The organism is Thermopolyspora sp. NPDC052614, from assembly GCF_040678635.1.
Taxonomy (GTDB): domain Bacteria; phylum Actinomycetota; class Actinomycetes; order Streptosporangiales; family Streptosporangiaceae; genus Thermopolyspora.
Genome location: NZ_JBFATZ010000010.1, coordinates 300,488 through 312,250 on the forward strand (window position 1 = coordinate 300,488; position 11,763 = coordinate 312,250).

The window sequence follows — 11,763 nt, forward strand, 5'->3', positions numbered from 1 at the left end:
CGCTTGTCCTTCCGGGGGCGCGGCAACGGGAGGGGCGCATGGTGAGGCCGGGGGAGCTGGCGGAGCGGCTGGGGATCCTGCCGCCCACTCCCGAGCAGACGGCGGTGATCGAGGCGCCGCTGGAGCCCATGGTGGTGATGGCGGGCGCCGGGTCCGGCAAGAGCGAGACGATGGCCGGGCGGGTGGTGTGGCTTGTCGCCAACGGGCTCGTACGGCCCGAGCGGGTGCTGGGGCTCACGTTCACGCGGAAGGCCGCCGCCGAGTTGGCCGCCCGGGTGCGCAAGCGACTGGCCGGGCTCGCCGAGGCCGGGCTGATGGAGCGCGACGCCCTCGACGGCGAGCCGACCGTGTCCACCTATCACGCGTACGCGGCCCGGCTGGTCACCGACCACGCGCTGCGTGAGGCGCTGGAGCCGACGATGCGGCTGGTCAGCCCGGCGGTCGCGTGGCAGCTCGCGTCCCGGGTGGTCGGGACGTACGACGGGCCGATGGACCGGATCGACCTGGCCCCGGCCTCGGTGACGGCGGCGGTGCTTGAGCTGGCGGGGGAGATGGCCGAGCACCTGTGCGGGGCCGACGACGTGCGGGCCGTCGGGGAGTGGCTGGAGCGCATGCTCGCGGCCGTTCCCGGACGGGCGACGCTCCTGCAGCAGCGGTCGCTGCGGACCCAGGCGATGCGCGAGCAGCTGCTGCCGCTGGTCGAGGAGTACGTCCGGCTCAAGCGCGCCCGCGAGGTGATCGACTACGGCGATCAGATGGCGCTCGCCGCCCGCATCGCCTCCCGCCATCCCGAGGTGGGCGAGATCGAGCGCGGCCGGTTCTCGGTGGTGCTCCTCGACGAGTACCAGGACACCAGCCACGCCCAGCTCGTGCTGCTGCGCTCGCTGTTCGGCGGCGGCCACCCGGTGACCGCCGTCGGCGACCCCTGCCAGTCGATCTACGGCTGGCGCGGCGCGTCCGCGGGCAACCTGCGCCGGTTCGCCACCGACTTCCCGGCCGCGGACGGGTCCCCGGCGAGCGTGGCCCGGCTGTCGATGAGCTTCCGCAACGGCGAGCGCGTGCTCGACGTGGCCGCACGCGTCCAGGAGCCGCTGCGCCGCGAGGCCGCCGCGCCCGACCAGCAGGTGCCGGTGCTGCGGCCGGGCGAGAACCGGGCCGGGCGCGGGCGGGTGATCGCCGCCTTTCACGAGACCGCAGAGGACGAGGCCGCGTGGATCGCCGAGGGCGTGGCCGCGCTGCTCGGGCACGAGCTCGCCCCCGACGGCCTGCCCTGGTCCGAGAACGAGCGCGACCGGACCGTGCGGGCCCGCGACATCGCGATCCTGGCCCGCAAACGCGCGCAGTTCCCGGCGCTGCGGCGGGCGCTGGAGGCGCGCGGCATCCCGGTCGAGGTGGTCGGTCTCGGCGGGCTGCTGACGGTGCCCGAGGTCGCCGACATCGTGGCGACGCTGCGCGTGCTGTACGACCCGGGCGCCGGGGACGCGCTGGTCCGCCTGCTCGCCGGGGCCCGCTGGCGCATCGGGCCGCGGGACCTGCACCAGCTCGGCGAGGTCGCCCGCGAGCTCGACCGGCAGCTGCGCTCCGGCCCCGACGGCACAGAGGGTCCCGATGGCGGCCCCGACGGCCGCTCCGATGGCGGCTCCGGCGGCGCGGCGGACCCCCTCGACCAGGCGTTGGCCGAGCTCAAGGCGGAGCGGGGAAGCCTGATCGACGCCTTGGACGAGCTGCCCGACCGGCCGGAGTGGCTCGCCCGGTTCTCCCCGGCCGCCCAGGAGCGGCTCCCGAGGCTCGCCCTGGAGCTGCGGGTGCTGCGCGCCCACGCGGGCCAGCCGCTGCCCGACCTCATCACCGAGGTCGAGCGCAGGCTCGGCCTGGACATCGAGGTCGCCGCCCGGGGCGGCGGCCCGCTCGCCGCCCGCGCCGACCTCGATGCGTTCCTGGACGCGGCGGCGCGGTTCGCCGGCGACTCCGAGGACGCCACGCTCGGCGCCTTCCTCGCCTACCTGAAGGCCGCCGAGACCGAGGAGTTCGGCCTGGAGGCCGGGCGGGTCGGCGAGACCGACAGCGTCAAGCTGATGACCGTGCACGCCTCCAAGGGCCTGGAATGGCCCGTGGTGATCGTCCCGGGCCTCTCCCGGGCGACCACCCAGAAGGGCGCCCTCGCCAAGGGCAGCATCTTCCCGGCGACCCCGGTGACCAACTCCCGCTGGACCGAGAACCCCCGCAAACTGCCGTACCCGCTGCGCGGCGACGGCGCCGACCTCCCGGTCCTGCGGAGCCTGACCAAGGAGGACCTCGCCGACTTCGAGGAGCAGTGCCGCGAGCGGGACCTGCTGGAGGAACGGCGGCTCGCCTACGTGGCCGTCACCCGCGCCCACTTCCTGCTGATCGCCTCCGGCTACCGCTGGGGCGCCTCGTCCAAGCCCCTGGAGCCGTCGGAGTTCCTGCTGGAGATCAGGGACGCCGGCGCGGAGGTGCGGCGCTGGGCCGACGACCCCGTGGCGGGCGCGGAGAACCCGCTGCTCGCCCGCCCGCCCGAGGCCGCGTGGCCGATGCGCCCCGGCGGCCCCCGATACGAGGCCGTGCTCGCGGGGGCGCGCATGGTCGAGGAGGCGATGGCCGACGACGTGGTCGCCGTCGCCCCCGTCGGCCAGGAGGCCGAGCGCATGCTGGCCTGGGCCAGAGACGCCGAACTGCTGCTGCGCGAACGCGAGCAGTTCGCGCGGCGCGGCGGCGGCGCCGTCGAACTACCCGCCCACCTGTCGGTGTCGTCCCTGGTCACGCTGGCCTCCGACCCCCGAGCGCTGGCCCGGCAGATCCGCCGCCCGGTGCCGAAGAAGCCCGCGCCGCTCGCCCGCCGGGGCACCGCCTTCCACCGCTGGCTGGAGACCCGCTGGGGCCAGCAGCGGCTCATCGACGACTTCGAGCTTCCGGGCATGACCGACGAGCCGACCGACGCCGAGGTCGAGCTGAGCGAACTGCAGGCCCGCTTCGAGGAGAGCGAGTGGGCCCGCCGGCGGCCCATCGACCAGGAGGTGCCCTTCGAGACGACGATCGGCGGCCAGCTCGTCCGCGGCCGCATGGACGCCGTCTTCCGCGAGGGCGACGGCTACGTCGTCGTCGACTGGAAGACCGGCGAACGCCCCCGGGGTGAGGCCGCCCGCGCCGCCGAGGTGCAGCTCGCCGCCTACCGCATCGCCTGGGCCGACCTCGCCGGCGTCCCCCTCGACCGGGTGAGCGCCGCCTTCCACTACGTCCGCCACAACCAGACCGTCCGCCCGGTCGACCTCCTCGACGCCCGCGGCCTGGCCGCCCTCATCGAAACCGTGCCGATCGCTTAAATGCCGATCGCTCAACCGAGGTGGTGGAACCCGGGCTTGGGGTGCATCAGGAAGTCGTGGTGGGAGATGTTCCAGGCGTAGGCGCCGGCCATCGAGAAGGCGATGACGTCGCCGACGGCCAGGCGGGCGATGGGGATGTTCCGGGCGAAGACGTCCTTCGGCGTGCAGAGCTGGCCGACCACGGTGACGGTCTGGTCGTGGATACGAGGGTGGTCGTCCGTGGTGCGGCCCGGGATGACCGTGAAGGGCTGATCGTGGCCCTTGGTGACGGGGGTGCGCAGGTGGTGGGTGCCGCCGGTGACGATCGCGAAGGTTTCGCCGTGGACGCGTTTGATGTCGATGACGCCTGTGAGGTAGTGGCCGCAGTAGACCGTCAGGGCGCGTCCCGGTTCGATGCGCAGGACCTCGCCGGGGCGGCGCAGCGCGGCCAGGCCGCGGCCGTAGGCCGCCCAGTCGAACATCTGGGCCGGGTTCCGGTAGGAGACCGCCATGCCGCCGCCCAGGTTGATCTCGGTCAGGCCCAGGTCGCGGGCGTACCCGAGCACCTCGGCAGCGAGGGCGAGCAGGGCGGGGGCGTCGAGGCCGCTGGCCAGGTGGGCGTGGATGCCGCGCAGGCGGAGGCGGTCGTCGCGGTCCAGGAGCTTCAGGCATTCCTCCACTCCCGCGTGGTCCATGCCGAACGGGGTCGCCCCGCCGCCCATGGTCAGCGCCGCGCCCTCGATGGCGGCCTCCAGGTTGACTCTGAGCAGGATGTCCACCGGGTCGCCGCCGTCGAGCAGACCGGCCAGGCGGCGCAGCTCGTACGGGCTCTCCACGTGCAGGCGGGAGACCTTCGGGGCAAGGGCCAGCTCGGCGTCGGTCTTGCCGGGACCGCCGAAGGCGAGCCGTGCGTCCGGGAGGATCGACAGCACGTGCGCCACCTCGCCGCCCGAGGACACCTCGAACCCGTCCACGTACGGAGCCAGGACCCGGAGCAGGGCGGGGTCGGGGTTGGCCTTGACGGCGTAGTACAGCTCCACGCCGTCCAGCGCGGCCCGGACCGCCGCCGCGTGGCGGTCCAGCGCGGCCAGGTCGTAGACGTAGGCGGGCAGGCCGTCCGCGGCGGCCAGCCGTCCGGCGAGTGCCGCGAGAGCGTCGTCTGTCGTCATGCGCTTGTTCCCCTGTTCGTCGCCGTGCTTGTTTCCGGTCGAGGCGCCGGGATCAGGCCGGGCCGGCGAGCGGATTGGCGATGGGGACGTACCCGGCCGCGCGGTCGGCGGCGGCCACCCAGCGCACCGACAGGTTCGCCTTCGCCGGGAGCGGTGCACCGGCGAGCAGGTCCGACAGCGGCAGCGGCCATCCGGCCCGCTCGGCGTAGGCGGACAGGCGCTCGCGGGCGATCGCCCACAGCGGGGCCGTGTCGGCGTCCGGGCCGGTCCCGGCGAACGGTCCGGTGAGGGACCCGGCGGCGATGGTGGCGGCGATCTCCGTCAGATGGTTGACGATCAGGCAGTACACCACGCGCTTCCAGCCGCGCTCGGCGTCGTAGGTGAGAGCGTCGGCGACCCGGCCGGGCAGCCCCGACAGGTCGTGCCGCCCGGCGACGAGCTTGGTGCCCTCCAGGTCGCGAAAGACCGCCTCCGCCGGGAATCCGTTCGCGTCCACGCCGATCAGCACGTTCTGCACGTGCGGTTCGAGCACCACCCCGTGCCGGAAGTACGCCTCAAGGACCGGTGGGGCCACCCGGTCCACGTACGCGGCCCACCAGCCCTCGGGGTCGTGTCGCCGCGCCTGCGTCACCACGTCCGGCACGGCCGTACCGGCAAGGCGGAGCTCCTCCTCGGAGAGGGCGAGCGCGCCCGCGAGCAGCGGGGTGACGCCGGGGCCGCACGCCGGCCGGGGGTCCGCGCGGACGATCACACCCAGGCCCTCGAACAGGCGTGGGGTGATCGCCGCCGACCGGTAGCCGGGCTCGGGCAGCCATCGGGTGCCGGGGAACGCGTCCGCCAGCTCGGCGAACACGGGCGTGAGCCGGCGGGTGAGATCGACCGCGCCGATCAGCTCGTACCAGGAGTTCTTCCGGACGCAGTTGGTGATGCGCACGTTCAGGCTGAACTTCAGGCAGTGGCCGGTGACGGGGTCGTGCACGGTGCGCACCGAGGACGTGGGGGCGACGGTGCCCGGCGCGTCCCCGAGGTCGAGCAGCCGCCCGTCGGCCAGCGGCCCGGCCAGGTCGTCGGCGAGCAGCGTGAGTTGCCAGGGGTGGGCGGGCAGCAGCGTGTAACCGGCGGGGGCGTCGCCTAGGCGGTCGAGGACGGCGGTGTCGCCCTCGCTGGCGGCCAGATCGTCGCGTACGGCGAGCAGCCGCAGCGGGAAGCGGGCGTGCACCTCCGGCGCGTACGGCAGCCAGCCGGCGTCGCCGCGTGCCTTCGGTGCCGGATGAAAGGGGTGGCCGAACAGCAGCGACTGCTCGGAGGCGAGCCAGGGGTCGGCGGGCGCGCCGGCCGCGTCGCGTTCCTTCAGCAGGGTCGCCGTGGCCTCGCGGCTGTCGGCGACCTGGGCGGCGAACTCCTCGTTGTGCCCGCCGAGCTCGGCCTGGATCAGCCGGGTGAGCAGGTCGGCGCCGAGGGGCCGCCACGCGCCCTCGGCCAGCCACTCGGGCGTGCCTTCGACGCGCATCGCCTGGCCGCCGTGCACGCGGGCCCGGATGAGCGTGCCGGCGACCTGGAAGAGCAGGTGCGGCCGGGCCGGCCACACCCGCCCGCGTGGTCCGGCGACCTCGCGGACGCAGCAGCGCAGCAGGGCCGCGAGCGACGCTCTCTCGGCGACGCCGACGGGTGAGTCGAGCACAACGCTGTCCATAGGTGTAGGGCCCCTTTGAGGTATCAGTAAATGACGGTTATGGATGGCTGAAAAGCGCCGGTGCGGCGTTGCGCGTCACGGCGTCGCGGACGGCGGGTGGCGCAGGTAGTTCGGCCCGCTCGTGCCGTAGAACTTGTTGACGTCGCGGGCCCCGGTGCGGGACTTGTCCACGAGGGTCCCGGCGGTGACCATCGACTTGCCCGACAGGCGGGCCGCGTCGAGCGTGCGGGCTCTCAGCAGGCGCGCCATCGGGTGGTCGCCGTGCTCGTCGAGCGCGGCGGCGAGGATCTCGCGGACCAGGCGCAGGCCCTGTCGCCCGGCGACGCCGAAGGCGATCGCGGCGGCGGCGAGGTGCAGGGTGATGGTGACGAACACGTCGGCCAGGGCGTGCGGATCGTCCGTGAGCATGCGCTCGTCCCGGAACGGCGGGGGCGGGCCGAGACCGGCGGCGCGCAGGGCGCTCGGGGAGGCGAGCAGGCCGTCGTTGTCCTTGATCAGCAGGCGCAGCGGGCCGCGGCCGAGGACGAGGGCCAGGTTCTGCTGGTGGGCTTCGAGGGCTACGCCGTACCGGACGAACAGGCGGACGTTCCAGGTGAGCAGGACCGTCAGGTACTCGTGCAGCAGGGCCGCGACGTCGCCTCCGTGGTGGCGGGCGGCCACCTCGTCGATCACCCGGCCGGAGCCGGGGAACGGGGCGGGCAGCGCCGCCACCGAGACGATCTCGCCCGGGGGGTGGCGGCGCAGCATCCAGCCGAGGTACTCGTGGTCCGCGTGCGCGTAGGTCTGCTCGTCGGCCAGTTCCACGGGCAGGGGCTCCCGGCTCAGGATCGCCCGCAGCAGGCGTTCGGCGGCGGCGCCGTCGTCGAGCGTGAACGGCTTGATCGAGCGCCGGTTGCGCAGGCCCAGCGTGCTCGTGGTCAACGGCAGCTTCAGGTGAATCGGCCCCGCCTCGCTTGACGCCCTCTCCGGGCTCGCCGCGCCCGATTCGCCGAGCCCGACGATCTCGACGGTGCGCATCGACAGCGTCGGCCGCACCGCCAGGTGCTCGACGTCCCCGATGCGAACCCCCGGCATGTCCCGCACGGCGGCGACGGTCAGCGGGTGGACGGGAAACAGCGTGTGAGAGCGGGCCAGCCCCGCCGGGAGCCCCACGTCGGCGAACGACGGCCACCAAGGCTCGTCGCGGCGCGACGCCGGACCGTGCGTCACCCGCTCGGCGGGCACCGCCGCCCAGCGCAGGCGGAACTCCGGCGCGAATTCCGGCGCGTACGCCCGCAGGTCGGCGTCGGAGAGGCCGAACCGGCAGCGGGCCGTCGGATACACCGGGTGGTCGAGGAAGGCCGCGAGCGCGTCGTATCCGGCGAGGCCGAGCGGCGATCGGCGCGTCAGCCGGTCCAGCACCTCGTCGCGGTGCCGTTCGTGCAGGTTCTGCGCGCGCAGGGCGCGGCGGCACTCGTCGGCGAAGGCGGCCACGCCCGCCGCGTCGGCCGGGTCGGCGATCTTCCTCAAGGTATGCAGCGCCTCGGACAGGCGCGGCGACTCGGACGGATCGACCACGAAGTCCTGAAACAGGCCGCCCGGAGCGAGCCGCACCCGCCGTCCGCCGGGCAGCGCGAGCGCGACGCCGGTCCGATCGCGGACGACCCGCCGGGCGAGGCCGCCGTAGTCCTCCCTGAGCAGGGCGTCGAGCACCCGGCGGGCGAGGTAGGCCTCCCCTCCGGGCAGGGGACCGCGGTCGACGGCCGTGGTCACCGGATCACCCACGGATGCGCCCGGCGGAAGCGGGAGATCTCCGCCTCGACGGCGGCGCGGTCGGGGCCGACGGCGCGGATCACGCCGAGGTAGTCCCGGTTGGTGTTGGTCACGGTGATCTGGTCGCCCACGGACCGCAGGGGGCGGTGCCACAGGCGGACCTCACCCGCGAAGCCCGGCTCGGCGGGCCGCGCGGGGTTCGCCGTGTCGTCCGTCGCGGGCGCCACGGGTGGCGGCGCCTGCCGTACCACGCCCTCCTGGGCGGCGATCACGCTGACGGCGGTGCCGTACCGGGGGGAGGGCACGGGCGACGGGGCGGGTTCGCCCGCGTGGACCCGCAGGATCCACTCGTGCAGGGGGACGCCGAGCACGTCGGCGAGCAGGAAGTCGCAGTTGTCGCCGATCACCCGGTAGTTCACCTCGATGATTCGTGGCCCCTCGCCGGTCACGACATACTCGGTGTGGCAGGCGCCTAAGCCCACGCCCAGGGCGTCGAGGGCGCGCAGCACGTGCGCGGCGTCGCGCGGCGGGTCCCAGTCCAGCCGCTCCTCGACGAAGTACGGCGGCGGCCCCAGCCCGGTGCGGAAGCCGCCGATCACCCGTGTGACGCGGTCGTCGCCGAGCGTCTCCAGCGTGCGCAGCGGGCCCTGGAGATACTCCTCGGCCACCAGCGTGTCGCCCGGCCGCCGCGCCCAGATGGCCGAGGCGACCCGGATGAGCTCCGCCTTGTCGTGGCAGAGCACCACGTCCTCGCTCGCCACGCCTTCGCGGGGCTTGACCACCACCGGGTACGGCAGGCCGTCCGGCGGCGGCGTGTGCGGGCGCAGCCGTGCCGAGCGGACCGTCTCGACCCCGGCGGCGGCGAGCGCGCGGCGGGTGAGCGCCTTGTTCTTGGCGCTCAGGCACGCCCGCCAGTCCTTGCCCGGCAGGCCGAAGTAGGCGGCGGCGAGCGCCGTGGCGGCCTGCAGGTGGTCGGAGTTGGAGAAGATCACGTCGGGCGCGTGGTGGCCGGCGATCGTGTCGATCACGGCTGTGGCGTCCCGGACGTCGGTCTCGATCACGTCGTCGGCGTGCTCGCCGTACCGGGCGGGCTGGTCGGTGAGGATCGTCACGTCCCAGCCCAGCCGGGCGGCGGCGGGCAGGAAGCCGTCGATGACCGAATCGGTCGGATTGAGCGTGGTGAGGTACAGCCGCAACGCAGGTGCTCCCGGTGCAGGTAAGGCTTACCTAACCCGGTGAATCTTAGCTCGAATGGAGATCAGGTGAGGATCCGACATCCAAAAACACCGTCACGGGGAGTCACGTGAGAGCGGTGCGGTTCGCCGGGCGGCACTCCCGAAGCGACAGCGTCCCGGCGCGTAGGGGAAGATGGGCAGGTGGAGGCCACCGAAGGACTGCTGGGGCCGCTGCTGCTCGCCCGCGGCAACATCGACCGCTCGGCCGCGCTGCGGCAGAACCCCGAACGATTGAAACAAGCGTGGGCCGACGACGAGCGCACCCGGGTCGTGCTCGTCGACCGCGGCCGGGCACGAGTACGGCATGACAGCGAGACCGTCGAACTGGCGCTGCTGCGGCCCTCCGAGGCTCCCGGCGGCGACCGCTACCTGCTCGGGGTGGACGAGGAGGGCGTGACCTACTTCGCCGTGCACGCCCCCGGCGCCGCCCAGGCGGACTGGCAGGATCTGCGCCGGGCGGGCGGGCTGCTCGGCGACCGGGACGCGGGGCTGCTGGTCAACGCGGTCGCGCTGGAGGCCTGGCACACCACCCACGAGCACTGCCCGCGCTGCGGGGCGCGCACCGAGATCACCGCCGGTGGGCACATGCGCGTCTGCCCCGAGGACCAAAGCCAGCATTTCCCCCGCGTGGACCCCGCCGTGATCATGCTGGTGCACGACGGCGAGCGGTGCCTACTCGCCCGCGGGCCGCAGTGGCCGGAGAACCGGTTCTCGGTGCTCGCCGGATTCGTCGAACCCGGCGAGTCGCTGGAGCAGGCGGTGGCCCGCGAGGTCGCCGAGGAGGTCGGCGTCACCGTGACCGCGCCGCGCTATATGGGCAGCCAGCCGTGGCCGTTCCCGCGCAGCCTCATGCTCGGCTTCTTCGCCCGCGCGACCTCCACCGACCTGCGCCTCGACCCCACCGAGATCGCCGACGCGCGCTGGCTGAGCCGCGCCGAGCTGCGGGAGGCCGTGGAGAGCGAGGAGATCCTCCTCCCCGGCCAGGTCTCGATCGCCCGCCGCCTCATCGAGACCTGGTACGGCGGGCACCTGCCGGGAGACTGGTTCGGCAGCCCCCGGCCCTCATGACGGCCCGTCCCGAAACCTGGCCCCCGCGCCGCGACGGCGTGGGGGCCGCGGGTCGGGCTATCCGGTGACGGCCGTGCCGTTGAGGCGGGCCTTGACCTCCAGGACCGAAGGGTTCGTCACGGCCGTGCCGTCGGGGAACACCACGGTGGGCACGGTGCGGTTGCCGTTGTTCACGCTCATGACGAACGCGGCGGCCTCGGGATCCTGCTCGACGTCGATCTCGCGGAAGCTGATCCCCTCGCGGGTGAGCTGGGTCTTCAAGCGCCTGCAGGGGCCACACCAACTGGTGGTGTACACCGTGAGTGCCATCGGGGTGATATCCCTTCGCGTCCCTTTTGCCTTCTTTTGGCGTTCGTTGGCAACACGCGGGACATCACGGATGTTCCCGAGGATTTACTGCTGCCCACCCCCGGCGCTCGGGATCCGGCCGAGCCGTGTGGCCAGCCACTCCTGGATGCCCTCGGCCACGCCGGGCTCCCGGTAGAGCGCGGAGCTGTGCTGGAAGCCGGGGACCACCCGGATGTTCATCGCCACCCCGGCCCGCGCGAGCTGCTCCTTGAGCAACTCGCTGTGGTACGGCGGCACGAACTCGTCCTGGGAGTGCACGGTCAGCATCGGCGCGTCGCCCCGGCTGGCGTGCCAGGGCACCTCCATGCTCGCCCACATCTTCGAGCACCGGGCCTGGGTCGGCAGGCAGCCGCCGGCCAGCGCCACCGCCGCCTTGCGCAGGCGCTGCTGCTCGGGCGCGGCCCCCAGGTCGCCGTCGACGAAGGCGGTCATCGGGGAGATCACCGGGGAGACGCCCACCACGGCCCGCAACCCCGGCAGGCCGTCGCGGTAGGTGCCCACCGAGGCGGCGATGTGGCCGCCCGCGGAGAAGCCGACGATCGCGTACCGGTTGGGGTCGAAGCCGAACAGCTGGGCGTGCCTGCGGGCCGTGAAGATCGCGTCGAGCGCGTCGACGCGCTGCGCGGGCCAGGGCGCGTCCTGGGACCAGCGGTAGTTGATGTTGAAGACCGTGTAGCCCAGTTCGGCGTAGCCGCGGACGATCGAGTTCATGCTGTGCTTGTCGCCGCTGTTCCACCAGCCGCCGTGGATGATGAACACCGCCGGGCGGGCCACGCCGTCCCTGCGGTACCAGACGTCCATGCGCTGCCGCAGGTGCCGGCCGTACCGGACCGTCCGGATGTAGACGCCCGACAGGTTGTCGTTGAAGCCGGGGTTGGGGGTGGCGGTCGCGGTGACCGAGGGGTCGGGGCCGGTACGGGCGGAGACGTCGGATGCCTGCGCCGGCGCGGATAGCCCCGACAGCATGACGGCGGCTAGCGCCAGCGACCCCACAGTCATCGCCGTTCGCACGGGCCCATTTCCTCTCCAGAGTATCGTTTGGTCCACATTGTGGCGGAAAATGATCGCTCTTGGGTACGGGCAGCAGGGCATGTCTTGACTCGGGCGTGGGATCCCCATGACCGGCTGCTGGAAGGATGATGCCAGCAACCCTCGCCCAGGCGCACGTTAGGAGCCGT

Annotated in this window: 8 protein-coding genes; 2 read left to right on the forward strand and 6 right to left on the reverse strand. The window is 73.6% G+C overall.

Annotated elements, in window-relative coordinates; translation table 11 throughout:
• The first annotated feature begins 38 nt into the window (after positions 1-38).
• On the forward strand, positions 39-3,341 hold the full coding sequence (locus AB0K60_RS22925) for a UvrD-helicase domain-containing protein (protein WP_364058365.1): 3,303 nt from the start codon (positions 39-41) through the stop codon (positions 3,339-3,341).
• Between the two features lie 11 nt (positions 3,342-3,352).
• Here AB0K60_RS22925 and AB0K60_RS22930 read toward each other — a convergent pair whose 3' ends face one another.
• The 4 genes from AB0K60_RS22930 to AB0K60_RS22945 form a co-directional block, all read right to left on the reverse strand.
• A complete protein-coding gene (locus AB0K60_RS22930) occupies positions 3,353-4,489 on the reverse strand; it encodes an alanine racemase (protein WP_364058368.1) in 1,137 nt (378 codons plus the stop codon).
• Between the two features lie 52 nt (positions 4,490-4,541).
• Positions 4,542-6,182 carry an IucA/IucC family protein gene (locus AB0K60_RS22935; RefSeq protein WP_364058370.1) on the reverse strand — a complete coding sequence of 547 codons (1,641 nt, stop codon included), beginning with the start codon at positions 6,180-6,182 and terminating at the stop codon, positions 4,542-4,544.
• Positions 6,183-6,257: 75 nt separating this feature from the next.
• Complete coding sequence (locus AB0K60_RS22940; protein WP_364058372.1) at positions 6,258-7,934, reverse strand: IucA/IucC family protein; 1,677 nt, start codon at positions 7,932-7,934, stop codon at positions 6,258-6,260.
• Positions 7,931-9,130, reverse strand: a complete 1,200-nt coding sequence (locus AB0K60_RS22945) for a siderophore biosynthesis protein (protein ID WP_364058375.1) — start codon at positions 9,128-9,130, stop codon at positions 7,931-7,933. Before AB0K60_RS22945 ends, AB0K60_RS22940 begins: the two co-directional genes overlap by 4 nt.
• 180 nt (positions 9,131-9,310) lie before the next feature.
• Between AB0K60_RS22945 and nudC the strand changes: the two genes are divergently transcribed.
• Positions 9,311-10,237, forward strand: a complete 927-nt coding sequence (gene nudC, locus AB0K60_RS22950; RefSeq protein WP_364058378.1) for an NAD(+) diphosphatase — start codon at positions 9,311-9,313, stop codon at positions 10,235-10,237.
• A 57-nt stretch (positions 10,238-10,294) separates the two neighbouring features.
• On the opposite strand, the gene AB0K60_RS22955 is transcribed toward nudC, so the two are convergent.
• Both AB0K60_RS22955 and AB0K60_RS22960 read right to left on the reverse strand, forming a co-directional pair.
• Positions 10,295-10,546: a mycoredoxin gene (locus AB0K60_RS22955; RefSeq protein ID WP_364058381.1), complete on the reverse strand. Its 252-nt coding sequence runs from the start codon at positions 10,544-10,546 to the stop codon at positions 10,295-10,297.
• Between the two features lie 84 nt (positions 10,547-10,630).
• The gene (locus tag AB0K60_RS22960) at positions 10,631-11,596 is read right to left on the reverse strand and encodes an alpha/beta hydrolase (protein WP_364058384.1); all 966 of its coding nucleotides are present in this window, start codon (positions 11,594-11,596) and stop codon (positions 10,631-10,633) included.
• Between the last annotated feature and the right edge of the window lie 167 nt (positions 11,597-11,763).

Coding starts and splice junctions, on each gene's coding strand:
- AB0K60_RS22925 (WP_364058365.1), top strand. CDS start 39: ATGGTGAGGCCGGGGGAGCTGGCGGAGCGGCTGGGGATCCTGCCGCCC.
- AB0K60_RS22930 (WP_364058368.1), bottom strand. CDS start 4,489: ATGACGACAGACGACGCTCTCGCGGCACTCGCCGGACGGCTGGCCGCC.
- AB0K60_RS22935 (WP_364058370.1), bottom strand. CDS start 6,182: ATGGACAGCGTTGTGCTCGACTCACCCGTCGGCGTCGCCGAGAGAGCG.
- AB0K60_RS22955 (WP_364058381.1), bottom strand. CDS start 10,546: ATGGCACTCACGGTGTACACCACCAGTTGGTGTGGCCCCTGCAGGCGC.